The following is a 17951-nucleotide window of genomic DNA, read 5'->3' as shown; positions in this document are numbered from 1 at the left end:
TTTAATTAATTTATTGTAGATGATATTTTTTAATATTTGTATTTTTAAATATTGGTAATATCCAATATTTACAAGAATTACATATTTTTTTTATTAGATTTTTGTTTAATATAGGTATTATTTTTTTTATAAAAATATTTTTTTTTTCTCCTAAGAAAAAATTGCTTCCATTCCATATTTTTAAGAAATTTTTTTTTGCAAGATTTAAATTATATTTATTTATTTTTAAGACATTTTCTTTTTTTAAAAAAATTGTATGTAACCAATGAATTCCTGAATTTAATATTAATATTGGTTTTTTATGTCCGTCTATAAATCCTTGAATATATTTTTTTAAATATTTTTTTGCTATTTTTTTCTTTATACTTAAGAATTCTATTTTTTTATTATTAGTGCTTAATAAAATACTTTTTTTAGGTTTTTCAAAAGCACAATAAATTATGTGTTGTATCCAAGTAGTTATTATATCTTTAAATTTTATTTTATTAACATTCCATTGTATTAAATTTAATTTATTAACTTCTTTAATTTTTCCACTTAAATAATATTTTTTAAATTTATAATAAATATGAATGTTTTTAGGAAATTTTCTTATCTTTTTTATTTGATTTGACAAAATATTAATTTTTTTTATTTTTTCATACCATAATATTTTTGCTATTTTTTCTTGTGGTAGTTTATTTTTTAATTGAAATTCTTTAATATGATAGTCTGTTTTCTTATTTAATAACATATTTTTTAATATTAAACTATTAATTTTATATTTATTTAATGGTTTTATAGAAAAATATTCATCTTCAATAAACATATTTTCTTCATAATTTTTAATATTTACTTTAAGAGTATTTTTAAAAAAATATTCAATAGGATTCTTCCAAAAATTTATTAATTTTTTTATTTTTATTTTTTTTTGAATTGTTATGTTTATTTTTTTGTATTTTTTTTGATTTTTTTTTGTTTTAATGATTTTTTTTTTCTCTTTTGAAAAAAGAGAATTAATTATATTATTTTTATTTTTTTTATAAATTTTATTTAAAAAATTTTTTTTTTGAATTTTTTTTTTTTCTTTTTTTTTAAAATAATAAAAATTGTTTTTTATATAAAAAATAATATCTAATATAAATTTAGAAGGATAATATTTATTTTGTATATAATTATTTTTTATATAACTTAAAAATAAATATTTTTTTGTTAAAAAAATTGTTTTTAAAAAAATATTTTCATTATTTTTATTTTTTTTTTCTATTAAATTTAATATATCTTGATTATTAAATAAAGATATTTTTTCTTGTGTACATCCTAATATACAAATTACTTTAAAAGGTATTAAATTTATTTTATTTAAATTTATTAATTTAATATTTCCTGATAAAAATTGATTTTTTTTATATAATAAAGAATGATTTTTAAAAAATTCATTAATGAAAAATTCAATTGATATTTTTTTTAAAAAATTAATTTTAATTCCATAAAATATATTTTTTTTCCATATATTTTTTAATAGAAAAAAAAATTTTTTATCTTTTTTTTCTATATAAAAAAAATTTTTTATAATTATAGAAATTATATTTATCCATTTTTCTATTTTTTTTTTCTTATATATTTTTTTTCGTAACTTATTTAATTGTTTAATAAAATTAATAAAATTACCTAATAAAATATTTTTTTTATCATTAGATATATTGTATGTATAAATATTATTGTAAATAGTGTTTTTATTATTAAAAATAAATCCAGATGTTATTCTTTTAATTGCATATTCCCATGAATATGTTTTTAAATCAGGAATAGAAAATTCTTTATAATGTTTTTTATTAAAACCAAATGCAATATTTAAATGAGATATTAATTTTCCTAGAGTTTTAATATCACGATTTTTAATAGAAAATTTTTTTCTTAATATTTTTATATTAAGAAGGGATAATATCCAAAAAGGTTTAAAATAATTATTTTTAATATTCAATAAATCTTTAATTGTTAACAAAATTTCTTTTTTTTTTTCTTCTTCTTTTCCTGTTTTTTTTATTAATAAATTTTTGTTTTGTGAAAAATTAAATATTTTTTGAATATATGGAATATAAATATCTATATTACTTGCTGTTATTAAAATATCATCAAGTTTTATTTTTTTGTTTGTTTCAAGTGTTTTATGTATATAGTTATTAACTATTTGTACTTCATGTATGTATGATTTACATTGATTAATAGATATAGAATTATCATTAATATTTATCTTTTTTTTTGAATTAATTTTATATATTTTTTTTTTTAAAATATCATTTTTTAAATAAGATAAAATTTTTTTTTTATTATTTTTATAAAAAAAATATTTTTTTTTTATTTTAATGTTTTCTTTTATAGGATTTTTTATATATTGGAATTTTTTTTGAAAATAATTAATTATTTTTTTTGTTTTATTTTTTTTTCTATCTAATGGATTAAATTCAAATAAATATATTTTAGTAATATGTTTTATAGAAAATAAAATAAAATACATTAAAATATTTATATTTTGATTAGATAATATAAATATTTTTTTAGGTATTTTTTTTAATTTTTTTTTTTTTTCTATTTTTTTTATAAAATTACTAATAATTTCTGTAAAATTATTACATTTTAACATTTTAATTTTTTTTATTATTAAGTTCCATAGTTTTTTTTGCCATTGATATGTTTTTTTTTCTTTTTTTTTAGATTTTTTGTTATTTTCCCATTCATATATTAAATGAGGTTGAAAATAAATATATTGAATAAATATATTTGCTATATGTGAGCAAAATTCGAAATTTTTATATTGTATTCCATATTTTTTAAGAAATGAACAATCATATGTATTATAAATTATTAAAATAATAATCCATTGTAAGTATTTTTTTTCAAAAATTATTAATTTTTTATTTTTTTTTATATTGTTTTTTTTAAAAAAATTATTTAAAAATCTAAAAAGTAAAATAAATTTAATATTAAAATTAATTTTTTTTTTATTTGCTATATATAGTTCTAACCATTTTTGAACGTATTTATTTTCAATTAAAAATATTTCATTTATAAGAATTTTTTTTTTTTTTTTAATATAAATTTTTTTACAAATTTTTTTTAAAAGAAAATTTATTTTGTTTGATTGATATATTTTTAACATATGTATGTTTTTATATTAAAAATCTATAATATAAAAATTAGAAAATTCTATATTATAGATTAAGTAAGTATTAATTTTTTCTTTCTTTTTTATTTTTTTTTATTTATTTTTAATATTTTATGTATTTTTTTATATAAATAAACATCCATTTTAGGATATGGTATAGTTATATTATGTTTATCTAATGCTTTTTTAAATTTTAACATTAAATCAGAATATACTGAATTTAATTCTTTTGTATGACACCAACATTTTACAACAAATTTTAATGATGAAGGAGAAAATTCATTTAATCCAACAAAATTTCCTGGATGTTTTAATACACGTTCTTCTTGATCAATAACTGATTGTAATACTGAAATTACTAAATCTACATCAGAATCATATGCAACATTAATAACAAATTGATTTCTTCTCATAGGTTCTCTAGAATAATTAATAATATTTCCAGAAACTATTTTTCCATTAGGAATAATTATTATTTTTCCATCTAAAGTTTTTAGAGTAGTATAAAATATATGAACATTTATAACAGTTCCTTCTGCATTTCCTAAATTTACATATTCATTAGTTCTTAATGGTCTTAATAATACTAATAATACTCCTGCTGCAAAATTTGATAATGATGCTTGTAAAGCTAATCCTATTGCCATTCCAGCAGCTCCTACAATTGCAATAATTGAACTTGTTTGCACACCTATTTGTCCTAATGCAATAACACATGTACATGCAAGTATTATGTAGCGAGCTAAAGTAGCTAAAAATCCAGAAACTGTATTGTCAATATGACGTATAGATAATAATTTTTGAGTTCCTTTAGCAAAAATTTGACTTATACAAAAACCAGTAATTATTACGATGAAAGAACAAGATAGATTAATTAAATAAGAATAAAAAGAACTTTTGTTTATTAAAAAACAAAAATTAACATTATTAATATAATTATTAATATTTAATTGATCAATTATTTTTTTTATAATAAAAATTTTTTTTTGCATTTTTTTTTAATTTTTAATTTTAATAAATATTTTTATAAATTATAAAAATATTTATTAATTAAATTAAATTTTTATTTATTTATAAAAAAACAAATTTAAAGAAATATATATTTAATTTTTTTTTGTTTTTTTGATTATACAAATAAAATATAATACATTATTTTTTTTTTTCTAGTAAAAAAAAATTTTAAAATATTTATAAAGTATTTTTCGAATTTAATTGTATAAAAATTTTTTTTAAATATTTTATAGATTGTTTTTGCGCATATCTGATCCATACTCTAGGATCGTAATATTTTTTATTTGGTTGATTTTTTCCTAATGGATTTCCTAATTGAGTATTTAAAAATTTTTTATTGTTTTTATAAAAATTTAATACACCTTTCCAATAATTCCATTGCATATTTGTGTCAATATTAAATTTTATTACTCCATAATCAATTGATTTTTGTATGTCAATTATACTTGTTCCAGATCCTCCATGAAAAACAAAATTTATTTGATTATTAGGTAATTTTGTTATATTCTCAATATATTTTTGAGCTTTTTTTAGTATAGAAAGTTTTAAAGAAATTTTACCTGGTTGATATACTCCGTGTATATTTCCAAATGCTGCTGCAATAATAAAATTATTACTAATATTAATTAATTTTTTAAATGCATAATAAATATCTTTAGTATCTGTATATAGAAGTTTTTTATTTATATTTGTGTTATCAATACCATCTTCTTCTCCACCGGTACAACCTAATTCTATTTCTAACATCATGTTTAATTCTGTTATTTTTTTTAAATATTTAGAAGATAAAATAATATTTTTTTTTATTGTTTCTTTAGATAAATCAATCATATGTGATGAAAATAACGGACGTTTTTTTTTTTTAAAAAATTTTTTACCATAAGATAATAAATCATTAATCCAATAAAGATGATTAAAATCACAATGATCTGTATGTAATATAACAGGAATTTTATAATACTTTGAAATCATATGTACATATTTAGCTCCAGATATAGCACCAATAACTGATTTTTTTTTTTCTTCAAGATTTAACCCTAAACCACTAAAAAATTGAGAACCACTATATGAAAATTGAATAATTACTGGAGATCTCATTTTTGCTGCTGTTTCTAATACAATATTTATTGAATCAGTGTTAATACAATTAATTGCTGGTATAGCAAATTTTTTTTTTTTAGCTAATAAAAAAACTATTTTCATTTCTTCAGAATTTAATACACCTGGTTTTATTATATCTAAAATTTTACACATTATTTATTTTCTTCCTCTATCAATATAAAAATATTATCGAATTTTTAAATTTAATAGCTATTGATTTAGTTTTTTTATTTTTTCAATGATAGGTAATGTTTTTTCTTCTATAAATTTTAAAAATGATCCACCACCCGTTGAAATATAAGATATTTTTTTTTTTAAATTAAATAAATCAATAACCGCGATTGTATCTCCCCCCCCGGCTACAGAAAAACAATTACTATTTGCAATAGTTTTTGAAATTTTTTCAGTACCTATTCTAAAATTTGGAAATTCAAAAACTCCCATTGGACCATTCCATAAAATTGTTTTTGATTTTTTTATTATTTCTTGAAATTTTTTTATTGTTTTATCTCCAATATCAAGTATTTGTTGATTTGGTAATATTTTTGAAGTTGGTCTTATTATTGCTTCTGATTTTATAGAATATTTAGAACTTACACGAGAATCAATAGGTATAAAGACTTTTTTTGTTTTATATAGGTTTATAGCTTTTTTTTGAAAATTTTTTTCATATAAAGATTTTCCTACGGGGTAAAAAGTAGAAATAAATGTATTTGCAATACCTCCACCTACTAATAAATAATCTGTAATTTTTAATAATGATTTTAATAAACTAAATTTTGTTGATACTTTTGCTCCTCCAACTATAGTAACCATTGGTCTCAATGGATTATATAATATTTTTTTAAGAATTTTTACTTCTGAATATAATAATGGTCCAATACATGATTTTTTTACAAAATTACATATTCCATATGTTGAAGATTCTATTCTATGCGCGGTAGCAAAAGCGTCCATAACAAAAATATCACATAAATTAGCATATTTTTTTGATAAATTTATGTCGTTTTTAGTTTCACCTCGATTAAATCTTACATTTTCTAAAACTGTAATATGATTATTTTTCATATTAATGCCATTTAAATAATCTTTAGAAAAATTAATGTTTATTTTAGGAAGTTTTTTTTTTAAATATTCAAATACTGGAAATAAAGAAAAATTTTTATTATATATTCCTTCTTTAGGTCTTCCTAAATGAGAAGCTAAGATTATTTTAGCATTCTTTTTTAATGCTAATAATATAGTCGGAATAGATCGATCTATGCGTTCAGTAGAAATAATTTTTTTTTTATATATAGGAACATTTAAATCTAATCGAATAAATACTCTTTTATTTTTTAAATTAATATTTTTCATGTACATTATATTTTTCCTTTTATGAATTATATAATAGTTAATTTATTTTTATTATACTAACTTTTTATTTAAAAAGTTAATGTTATTTAATAAATAAATATTTAAATTTTAAATTTCATACAATAATTAAAGTATTTAAAAAATAAAAATCTTTATTAATTAAAAAATTATTTATTTTTAATAAAAATTAAATTATTATTATATATAATATAAATATTAAAAAAACTTATAAAATATTATTTTTTAATGAAATAAGTGCTTTAGATAGAGAAAATAATGATGAAAAAATTAGTAGGTTTTGTAGGGTGGAGAGGTATGGTGGGATCAGTTTTATTAAATCGTTTACGTAAAAATAATGATTTTAAGAATTTTAATTCTGTATTTTTAACTACATCTCAATTAAATTTTAATTCTCCTGATATTAAAAATTGTATTTCAAATAATTTAAAAGATGCATATAATATTAAATATTTAATGTCTTTAGACATTATAGTTTCATGTCAAGGGCAAGAATATACAAAAAAAGTTTATACTAAATTAAAAAATATGCACTGGAAAGGATATTGGATTGATGCATCTTCTTTTTTAAGAATGAAAGAAGATGCAATTATTGTCTTAGATCCTATAAATTATAATGCAATAAAATTAGGAATAAATAAAGGAATAAAAACTTTTGTAGGAGGTAATTGTACCGTTAGTTTAATGTTACTTGCTTTAGGTGGATTATTTACAAATAATCTTATTGAATGGATTTCTGTAGCAACATATCAATCTATTTCTGGTAGTGGTTCTAAAAGCATGTTAGAATTACTAAATCAAATTGGTTATGTGTATAAAAATATTTCTTCTTATCTTTCTACTTCTACAAGTTCTATTCTTAAAATAGAAAAAAAAATTACTTTTTTATTAAATAGTAAAAATTGTCCTAAAAATTTTATGAAAGTTCCTTTATTAGGAAATGTATTTCCCTGGATTGATAGTTTAATGGAAAATGGACAAACAAAAGAAGAGTGGAAAGGTTTTGTTGAAACAAATAAAATTTTAAATTACAAGTATAATATACCTATTGATGGAATTTGTGTAAGAGTTCCTACGTTACGTTGTCATAGTCAAGTATTTACAATAAAATTAAAAAAAGATATTTCTATAAAAGAAATTAAATACTTACTATCTTCTCATAATTCATGGGTAAAAATAATTAAAAATAATATAGATCATACAATAAGTAAATTAAATCCTTTACAAGTTACAAATACATTAAACATTCCTATTGGTCGTATTAAAAAATTAAATTTTGGAAAAAAATATTTATCTGCTTTTTCTGTTGGTGATCAATTATTATGGGGTGCAGCTGAACCATTACGTCGTATTTTAAATATTTTGATATCTCAATAAATTTCTTAATATTTTTTCTTTTTTCCAATTTTTATATAGTATAAAAAAAATTTTTTTTTTATAGTAATTGATATTAATTTATGTTTCATAAATCTACAAAATAATTTTATGTCTTTTTTACTAAATTCATCATTTGCTTTAACTAAAATTTTTTGTCCAGTTTTTAATTTTCTTACTTTTTGTCGTAATTTTATAATTAATTCTGGACAACGTAATCCTAATAAATTTAATTTAATTATCATTTTTTTATGTAATTAATCTTTTTTAATTAAATATTATAATAATATTATTAAATATTTAATTAAAAATAATTGATAAAGTTTTTAAATGCATCCAAATTATTTTTTTTTTTTCATTATTTAAAATACATAATTCAATTTTTTTTAATAATTTTAATGCTAATTGTATTGTTTTTATATTTTTTATTTTTATTAAAAAAGATAAATATATTTTTTTTATTTGATTAATATGTTTTTTTGAATTTATAAATATATTATTAAAATTTTTCTTTTCTTGTTTGTATATTATAAAATATAATAATATTTTATATGATTTTATTAAAATTAAATAATCATATTTTTGTTTTTCTAATATATTAAGAATTTTAATTGATCTTTTTTTTTTATATTTTAAAATGGATATTAACCAATCAATATAATTAAAAGTTTTAGTAGATTTATAAAAATTCAAGATCATTTTTTTTGTTATAACAGTTTTTGGATATAATAAAAAAATATTTTTTAAAAAATTTATAAAAAAAGAAATATTTCTATATTTTTTTTTTAATAAAATTTTTTTTGCATTTTCTTTAATAAGAATTTTTTTTTTTATTTTCTGATTTATATAAAAATGTATATTTTTAATATATGTATTAGAATTGTTTATAATAATTCCAGAATTTTCAATATAATTTTTGAAAAAGACAAGATTAAAATTTGAATAAATTAATTTTGGAAAAAAAAGGATATTTATGATTTTTTTATTCGAATAATTTCTTATTTGATTCATATATAATTTAGTATTTATAGATATAAATAAACTATTTATTGTAATAAAAAATATTTTTTTTTTAGCAAATAAATCTTGTTTTTTAAACATATTAATAATATTTTTCCAATCATCTTCATTATTTATAATTAGTTCTTTTTTTTTATATTTTTTTTTTCTAAAATATTTTAAAATAATTTTTTTATTTATTTTAATTAAAAAATATTTTGATTCTAAAATAATAAATGTAAATATATTTCTTTTTTTTATTTTTTTTTTTAAATTAATTGGATCAGTAAACATAATTTTTCTTTTTAAATTTTATAAATTAAAATTTAATTAATTTTTTATAATACAAAATTAATAACTTTATTAGGAATATAAATAGTTTTTTTGATTATTTTTTTATATAAATGTTTTTTTATTTTTTCATTTTTTAAAATTAATTTAATAATTTCTTTTTTTGATATTATTGCATGAATTTTCATTATATCTTTTTTTTTTCCATTAATTTGAATAATTATATTGTTCTTTTCTTTTAAAAAAAATTTTTTATTAAATTTTGGCCAAGTTTCTTTTTCTATACAACTTTTTTTTCCATATATTTTTTTCCATAAAATAAAACAAATATGAGGTGTAAAAGGATATAACATTTTTATGATAGTGCTAATACAAAATATTAAATTTTTTTTTTTTATATTATATATTTTATATAATTTTACTAGATAATTAAAAAATTTTATTATTTCAGCAATTGCTGTATTAAAAGAATTTCTTTCTTGAATATTATATGTTACTTTTTTTATTATTGTATTTAATTTATATATATATGTTTTTTTATTTTTATTAAGATCTATTTTTTTTATTTTTTCTTTTTTCTTTTTTATTATTATAAATACAAAATTCCATATTTTTTTTAAAAATCTATGCATTCCAATAATATTTTTTGAATTCCATTCTAATGATATGTTTATTGGAGCAGCAAACATAATAAATAAACGTAAAGAATCTGCTCCATATTGTTTAATGATATTAACTGGATCAATACCATTATTTTTTGATTTTGACATTTTTATTTTTCCAGCATAAATAATTTTTTTTTGACTGGATTTTTCAATAGCACTTATTATTTTTCCTTTTGAATCTCTGTTTATTTCTATTTTAGATATTGATAACCATTTTTTACTACCATCTTTATTATATTTATAAAATGAATCAATTATAACCATGCCTTGGCAAATTAATTTTTTTACAGGTTCTTTAGATTGTACATATCCAAAATCATATAATAATTTATGATAAAATCGAAAATATATTAAATGCATAACTGCATGTTCAATTCCTCCAATATATTGATCTACAGGTAACCAATATTCTGATGCTTTAGGATCAATAATATCTTTTTCATATTTAGGATTAGTATATCTCGCATAATACCAAGATGATTCCATAAAAGTATCTAAGGTATCTGTTTCTCTTGTTACTTTTTTTCCTGATATTTTAGTTTTTAACCATAAAGAATATAATGATAGAGATTGTAATGATTTTTTTTTATATATATATTTAGGTAATATAACTGGTAGTTTTTTTTTAGGAACAGTAATAATATTTTTTTTATTATCTATAACTATAGGTATAGGAGTTCCCCAATATCTTTGTCTAGATATACACCAATCTTGTATTTTATAATATATATATTTTTTCGCAATTTTTTTATTAATTAGAAAATTAGAAATTTTATTTCTAGCTTTTTTTATATTTAAATTATTAAAATTATCACTATTTATTAATAATTTTTTATTTTTCTTTGAGAATATTTTGATGAATGGTATATTATATAATTTAGAAAAGTTATAATCAATTTTATTACTACAAGGTACACTCATAATAGCCCCAGTAGCATAATTATATTTGACATAATTAGAAATCCATAATGGTATTTTTTTTTTATTTATAGGATGAATTACATATAAATGTGTATTAATACCAAAAAGTATGTTACTTTTTTGAAATTCTGTGTTAATTGAATATTTATTTTTTTTTAAAAATTTTTGTATTTCTATATTTTTTCTAAGAAATAAATTTATTAACGGGTGATACATAGAAATTGCAAAAAAAGATATACCCATAATAGTTTCTGGTTTTGTTGTAAATATTTTTAAAAAATATTTTTTTTTATATATTTTACATTTTATTTTTAATCCTTTGGATTTTCCAATCCAATTTTTCTGCATAGAAATAACTTCTTTTGGCCATTTTTTTAATAATTTTAGATCTTTTAAAAATTTATCTGCATATTTTTTTATTTTTATAAACCATTGAGATATTTTTCTTAGTTTTATTTTAGTTCCACATCTCCAACATACTCCTTTTTGTACTTGTTCATTTGCTAATACTGTTTTGTCTTTTTCACACCAATTAACAATTGATTTTTTTTTATAAATTAATTTTTTTTTAAATAATTTTATAAAAAATAATTGTTCCCAACGATAATATTCAGGATTACATGTAGTAATTTCTTTATTCCAATCATAGCTAAATCCTAAAGATTGTAACTGTTTCTTCATTGTTTTTATATTTTTAAATGTCCATTTTTTTGGTGATATATTATTTTTTATTGCTGTTTCTTCTGCAGGTAAACCAAATGAATCCCATCCTATAGGTTGTAAAACATTTTTTCCTAACATTCTATGAAATCTTGATATAACATCACTTATTGTATAATTTCTTACATGACCCATATGTAATTTGCCAGATGGATAAGGTAACATAGGTAAACAATAAAACTTTTTTTTTTCTTTATCTATTTTAGTAAAAAATATTTTTTTTTTTACCCAGTATTTTTGAACATATTTTTCAATCTTTTTAGGATTATAATTATTATTTTTCATAGTTTTTTATGTATTTAAAATATTTTCAAATTTAATAATAAATTATATATTATTTAATTATATGGATTATTATATCCTAACTTTTTCATAATATATATTTCAGTTTTTTGCATGTTTTTTTTTGATTTAGAATCTTTATGTGAATAATGTAGTAAATGTAAAGTTGAATGAATAGTCATATGCGCCCAAAGTTCTATTTTTTTTTTTTTTAAAATATTTGCCTCTTTGTTAATATATGGAGCACATAAAATTATATCTCCTATATAATTTAAAAATCTATGTTTAATTTTTATCGAATCCGGTGATTGAAATGATAGTACATTAGTTAAAGAATTTTTTTTTTTATATTTTTTATTAAGAAATTTCATTTCTAACATGTCAACTATTCTAATAGTTATTTCTATTTTTTTATTTTTAAAAATATTTTTTAACCATAAAAAAAAATATTTTTTTTTTGGAAAAAAAATATTTTTCTTACATACATTTTGAATATCAATTTTCATTAAGTTTTTCTTTATATTCATCAATTTTTTACAAAATTTTTAATTATTCTATTACTAAAAATAATTATTAGAAATAATTTTTCCTTTTAGAAAAGTATTATATTTAATACTTATAATTTTTAATTTTATAAAGTTTCCAATAAATTTAGGATTACCTTCAAAAAAAACTGTTCTATTATTTTCTGTTCTTCCATATAATTCTTGTATATTGTTTTTTGAAATTCCTTCTACTAAAACTATTTGTTCAGTACTTCTTCTTTTCCATTGAAATGCTTGTTGATTGATTTTTTGTTGAACTTTATATAATCTCTTTTTTTTTTCTTCCATCGTTACATTATCTTCTAGTTTAGAAGCTCTTGTTCGAGGTCTTTTTGAGTAAATAAAACTATAACTTGTATCGAAATTAATTTTTGAAATAAAATAAATTGTTTTTTGAAAATCTTCTTTAGTTTCACCTGGAAATCCGATAATAAAATCTGAACTAATATTTATTTTTGGACGTATTTTTTTTATTTTATTTACAATGTTTTCATATTTTTCTATAGTATATCCTCGTTTCATTAATTTTAAAATTTTATTAGAACCACTTTGTACCGGTAAGTGTAGAAAATTTGTTAATTTAGGAATTTTTTTATATGCTTCTATTATATTGTTATTAAATTCCACAGGATGACTGGTAATAAATCGAATTCTATCAATTCTAGGGATTTCTGATATTGAGTATAATAAATCTGAAAAACTATAATTTTTTTTATTAAAAGTATCAGAAAATTTATATGCATTTACATTTTGTCCTAAAAGTGTTATTTCACGTACTCCTTTTTTAGATAATTCTATTATTTCTGAAATTATTTTTTTATTATTTCTACTAACTTCTTTTCCTCTTGTATATGGAACAATACAAAAAGAACAATATTTATTACATCCTTCCATAATAGTTACAAATGAAGAAAATTTTTTTTTTATATTTGTATTTTTATTTATTGTATAATTAAATTTTTTTAATGATTTTTTTTTAATATTTATAATAAGACTTTTTTTTTTATTTGATTCTATTAATAACTTAGGTAATTTATGTAATGTTTGTGGTCCAAAAATTATATCAATAAATTTTGCTCTTTTATAAATTTTCTTTCCTTCTTGAACAGCAACACATCCTCCTACAGCAATTAATATTTTTGAATTTTTTTGTTTTAGTTTTTTCCAACGTCCTAATTGATGGAATAATTTTTCTTGAGCTTTTTCTCTAATAGAGCATGTATTTAAAATTAAAATATCAGATATTTCTGGTTTTTTTGTAATTATATATAAATTTGTTTTTTTTAATATATTTTCTATGATTGAGGAATCATGTTCATTCATTTGACATCCCCAAGTTTAAATATATATTTTTTTTTTTTTTTGTTTTTTTTCATAAATAATTTTTAACTTTTAAATAATATTTATTTATATTTTTTTTAGTTATTATATTAATGTTTCTAATGATAACATTTCTTTTATTGTTTGGCGTCTTCTAATTTGTACAAAATTGTTTTTTTTATATAAGATTTCTGGAATAAATGGTCTACTATTATAATTTGATGACATAGAAGATCCATAAGCTCCGGTATCATGTATAATAATATAATCACCAAGTTTAACTTGTGGTATTTTTCTATGAAAAATAATTTCATTTTTTTTTATTGTAAAAACATCACCAGATTCACATAACGGTTCAGCAAAGATAGTTTTTATTTTTTTTCTTTTTTTCTTTGATTTTTTTTTATGAAATACAGTTATTTTATGGTAACTACCATATAAAATAGGTCGAATTAAATCATTAAATCCTGAATTTATTAATACAAAAATGTTTTTACCCATTTTTTTTATTGCATATACTTTAGCAATTAAAATTCCTGATTGAGCTGTTAAAAATCGACCAGGTTCAATTTCTAATTGAATAGAACAATTTAATATAGAAGAAATTTTTTTTTTTGTTTTATCCCATTGTGAAAAATAATCTTTTATGTTAATTTCTTTTTCTTTAGATTTATATGGAATACTAATTCCACCTCCGGCAGATATAAATTTTATTTTTGTTTTTAATTTAATTGCATATTTTTTCATAGCATTACAAACTTTATGTAAATTTTTTGTTTTTATCCCGGAGCCTATATGTATATGTAATCCAATAAGATTTAATTTATATTTTTTTATAACAGATAAAGCTTTTTTAGGATTCCATATCCCATGTTTGCTATTTTCTCCACCAGTATTTGTTTTAATATGATGTCCGTCACCAAATTTTGGATTAATTCTAATCCATACTGGATGTTTCAATGATTTTTTTCCAATTTTTTTTAACATATCAATAGAACCAGCATTTACTGGTATTTTATATTTAATAACTTTTTTTAAGACTTTATTTTCTATAATGTCTGATGTAAAAACAATATTATTATTTTTTGGTTTAAATCCAGCTAGTAATGCTCGTTCTATTTCTCCTAACGAAACTGCATCAATTTTTATGTTTTTTTTTCTCATTAATTTTAAAATATGAATGTTAGAACAAGATTTTTGAGCAAATCTAATAATATCAAATTTTTTTAGTTTTTTTATTTGTTTTTTAATAATTTCTGAATTATATATCCATATTGGAGTTTTATATTTTTTTATTAAAAATAATAAATTTTTTCTTGTAAGCATCTTTTTTTGTAAATTATATATATGTGTCATATTAAAAATCCTAAAATATAAATATTTTTTTAAAAATTTTTATAAATATATTTTATTTAAAAATTTTATATATAAAAATATTTATTTAATTTAATTTAATTAATATTAAATTTTTTTTAATAAAGGAAAAAAAATAATATCTTTTATAGTTTTTTGATTAGTTAAAATCATAATCAATCTATCAATTCCTACTCCTAATCCAGATGTAGGAGGTAAACCGTGTTCTAAAGCAATAATATAATCTTTATCATAAGAAAAATTTTTTGATTTATCTGTATAATTTTTTTTAGATATTTGTAATTTAAATCGTTTTTTTTGTTCTTCTGGATCATTTAATTCAGAAAAACCGTTTGCTATTTCATAACCTGCAATAAAAAATTCAAATCTTTCTGCAAAATATTTATTTTTTTCTTTTGCTAATGGAGAAATTTCAATTGGATACTCAGTAATAAATGTTGGTTGAATAATTTTTTTTTCTGTTGTTTTTTCAAAAATTAAATTTGTAATTTCTCCTAAAGATGCATTTGAATCAATTTTAATATTAAGATTTGTTGCAGTTTTTTTTATATTTTTTATATTTTTAAAATTAGATATATCAATATTTTTATTAAATTTTAAAATAGATTCAATCATTGTCATTTTTTTTATAGGTTTTTTAAAATTTATTTTTTTTGATTTATACATAATAATTAATGATTTAGAAATTTTTTTTACTAAAAAAATACATAATTCTTCTAATAAATTCATTATATCAATATAATTACTATAAGACATATAAATTTCCATCATTGTAAATTCTGGATTATGTTTTGTTGATATACCTTCATTTCTAAAATTTCTATTTATTTCAAATATTTTATTAAAACCACCAATAATTAATTTTTTAAGATATAATTCAGGTGCTATTCTTAAATACATTTTTTCGTTTAATGAATTATGATAAGTGATGAATGGTTTTGCATTAGCTCCACCTGGGATAGGATGTAACATAGGAGTTTCAACTTCCAAGAATTTTTTTTGTTTCATAAAAGATCTTATGTTAGATATAATTAATGATCTTTTTTGAAAAATTTTAATAATTTTATTATTAGATATTAAATCTAAATATCTTTTTCTATATTTAATTTCTTGATTTTTTAATCCAAAATATTTATCAGGTAAAGATCTTAAAGATTTAGTTAATAAATATATTTTTTTACATAAAATTGATAACTCGCATGTATTTGTTTTAAATATTTTTCCTTTTACCCCAATAATATCACCTAAATCTAATTCAAGAATATTTTTTTGATAATAATTTTTTGGAAAATAATTACTTTTAATATATATTTGAATGTCATGATTATTATTTCGTATAACAAAGAATAACGCTTTACCAAAAGTTCTTTTATTTACTATTCTTCCTGAAATTTTCGTTTTATAGTTAATTTTTTCTAATTCTTTTTTTGTATAATTATTATATAATTTTTTTATTTCTTTAATTGTATGTATATAATGAAAAGTATTTGGAAAATTAAAACCTAATTTTTTTAATTTTTTTAGTTTTTTTTTTCTTGTATATAATTCTTTTTCTAAGGATTTTTTTTTTTGAATTATTTTTAAAGTTTTTGACATATTTAAAATCCCATTTTTAAACTTTTTTTAATGAATTCATGAATATCACCATTTAAAACATTATTAATATCTTTCCTTTCTAATTTAGTTCTCATATCTTTTATTCTTGAATCATCTAATATATATGAACGAATTTGATTTCCTGATCGAATATTTGATTTTTTTTTATTTATTTTTTTTTTTTCTATTTTTTTTTTTTTTATTTCTATTTCGTATAATTTTGCTTTTAATTGTTTTATTGCTGTATTTTTATTTTTGTGTTGTGATCTGCTATTTTGACATTGTGTTACTATTCCAGTTGGAAGATGTGTTATACGAACTGCTGATTCTGTTCGATTTACATGTTGTCCTCCAGCTCCAGAAGATCTATATACATCAATTCTTAAATTTTTAGATTGAAGATTTATATCAATATTATTTGTTAATGCTGGATATACAAATATTGAACTAAATGTAGTATGTCTTTTTTTTCCTGCATCAAAAGGACTTTTTCTAACTAGCCTATGTATTCCTGTTTCTGTTCTTAACCAACCAAATGCAAATTTTCCTTTAATACTTAGAGTAATGGATTTTATTCCTCCATTATCTCCAACTGTTTCAGAAATTATTTTAGTTACAAATTTTTTTTTATATAAATATTTTAAATACATTTTTAATAACATTTTTGTCCAATCTTGTGATTCTAAACCTCCTGAACCAGATTGTATATCTAAATAACAATTATTTTTATCATTTTTATGATTAAACATCATATATGATTCCAAAACATATATTTTATTTTTTATTGCTTTATATTGTATATTTATTTCTTTAAGAATATTAATATCATTTTCTAATTTAAATATTTTTATCCAATTTTTTATATCTTTGATTTTTTTTTTGAATTTTTTAAATATATTAATTTTTTTTAAAAAATTGTTTTTTTTTTTATATAAAGATGATATTTTTTTAAATTTTTTTTTTTTAAAAAGTTTTTTTATTTTAAAATTTATTAATTTTATTTTTTTTTTTATATAAAAATAGTCAAAGATTCCTCTTTAATATTGTTATTTTATCTTTTAATTTTTTTATTTTTTTCTTTAATATAGAAATTTCTAACATTTTGTTCTCATTTTTAATTATATATATTTATTTTATATAAGATAAAATTTTATATAAATATATTTTATAAAATATTATTATATAATATAAATATATTTATAATATAAATATATTATAAAATTTTTTTAGATT

Annotated in this window: 13 protein-coding genes; 1 reads left to right on the top strand and 12 read right to left on the bottom strand. The window is 17.5% G+C overall.

From position 1 onward, the window contains the following. Positions 1 to 10 precede the first annotated feature (10 nt). The 4 genes from BCC_RS01440 to BCC_RS01425 all read right to left on the bottom strand — a co-directional run bounded on the left by BCC_RS01440 (position 11) and on the right by BCC_RS01425 (position 6619). The gene (locus BCC_RS01440) at positions 11 to 3139 is read right to left on the bottom strand and encodes an exodeoxyribonuclease V subunit gamma (RefSeq protein ID WP_011672662.1); all 3129 of its coding nucleotides are present in this window, start codon (positions 3137 to 3139) and stop codon (positions 11 to 13) included. A gap of 89 nt (positions 3140 to 3228) precedes the next feature. Next, complete coding sequence (mscS, locus tag BCC_RS01435) at positions 3229 to 4104, bottom strand: small-conductance mechanosensitive channel MscS (RefSeq protein ID WP_049760651.1); 876 nt, start codon at positions 4102 to 4104, stop codon at positions 3229 to 3231. A 229-nt stretch (positions 4105 to 4333) separates the two neighbouring features. Further along, positions 4334 to 5410, bottom strand: coding sequence for a class II fructose-bisphosphate aldolase (gene fbaA / locus BCC_RS01430; RefSeq protein ID WP_011672660.1), 1077 nt, complete (start codon positions 5408 to 5410; stop codon positions 4334 to 4336). 57 nt (positions 5411 to 5467) lie between these two features. Continuing rightward, positions 5468 to 6619 (bottom strand): phosphoglycerate kinase, encoded by a 1152-nt coding sequence (locus BCC_RS01425; RefSeq protein ID WP_011672659.1) that lies wholly within the window; start codon positions 6617 to 6619, stop codon positions 5468 to 5470. A 273-nt stretch (positions 6620 to 6892) separates the two neighbouring features. Here BCC_RS01425 and asd point away from each other — a divergent pair, with 273 nt between their 5' ends. Continuing rightward, positions 6893 to 8008, top strand: a complete 1116-nt coding sequence (gene asd, locus BCC_RS01420) for an aspartate-semialdehyde dehydrogenase (protein WP_011672658.1) — start codon at positions 6893 to 6895, stop codon at positions 8006 to 8008. Positions 8009 to 8013: 5 nt separating this feature from the next. Here asd and BCC_RS01415 read toward each other — a convergent pair whose 3' ends face one another. The 8 genes from BCC_RS01415 to prfB all read right to left on the bottom strand — a co-directional run bounded on the left by BCC_RS01415 (position 8014) and on the right by prfB (position 17819). After that, positions 8014 to 8250, bottom strand: a complete 237-nt coding sequence (locus BCC_RS01415; protein ID WP_011672657.1) for a sulfurtransferase TusA family protein — start codon at positions 8248 to 8250, stop codon at positions 8014 to 8016. Between the two features lie 55 nt (positions 8251 to 8305). Further along, positions 8306 to 9298, bottom strand: coding sequence for a hypothetical protein (locus tag BCC_RS01410; protein ID WP_011672656.1), 993 nt, complete (start codon positions 9296 to 9298; stop codon positions 8306 to 8308). A 44-nt stretch (positions 9299 to 9342) separates the two neighbouring features. Continuing rightward, positions 9343 to 11886 carry a leucine--tRNA ligase gene (leuS, locus tag BCC_RS01405; protein ID WP_011672655.1) on the bottom strand — a complete coding sequence of 848 codons (2544 nt, stop codon included), beginning with the start codon at positions 11884 to 11886 and terminating at the stop codon, positions 9343 to 9345. Between the two features lie 53 nt (positions 11887 to 11939). Next, a complete protein-coding gene (gene ybeY, locus BCC_RS01400) occupies positions 11940 to 12389 on the bottom strand; it encodes an rRNA maturation RNase YbeY (protein WP_187284225.1) in 450 nt (149 codons plus the stop codon). 54 nt (positions 12390 to 12443) lie between these two features. Then, the gene (gene miaB, locus BCC_RS01395; RefSeq protein WP_011672653.1) at positions 12444 to 13751 is read right to left on the bottom strand and encodes a tRNA (N6-isopentenyl adenosine(37)-C2)-methylthiotransferase MiaB; all 1308 of its coding nucleotides are present in this window, start codon (positions 13749 to 13751) and stop codon (positions 12444 to 12446) included. 102 nt (positions 13752 to 13853) lie between these two features. After that, complete coding sequence (lysA, locus tag BCC_RS01390) at positions 13854 to 15104, bottom strand: diaminopimelate decarboxylase (RefSeq protein WP_011672652.1); 1251 nt, start codon at positions 15102 to 15104, stop codon at positions 13854 to 13856. 105 nt (positions 15105 to 15209) lie between these two features. Further along, a complete protein-coding gene (gene lysS, locus BCC_RS01385; protein ID WP_011672651.1) occupies positions 15210 to 16718 on the bottom strand; it encodes a lysine--tRNA ligase in 1509 nt (502 codons plus the stop codon). Between the two features lie 2 nt (positions 16719 to 16720). Further along, a protein-coding gene (gene prfB, locus BCC_RS01380; protein ID WP_011672650.1) for a peptide chain release factor 2 occupies positions 16721 to 17819 on the bottom strand; the annotation gives its coding sequence in 2 pieces (ribosomal slippage) (positions 16721 to 17743 and positions 17745 to 17819; 1098 coding nt in all). Positions 17820 to 17951: the final 132 nt, after the last annotated feature.

This window comes from Buchnera aphidicola BCc, from assembly GCF_000090965.1.
Lineage (GTDB): Bacteria > Pseudomonadota > Gammaproteobacteria > Enterobacterales > Enterobacteriaceae > Buchnera_F > Buchnera_F aphidicola_F.
Note: the sequence above shows the minus strand (reverse complement) of the source record. Positions and strands in the feature narration are given on the sequence as shown.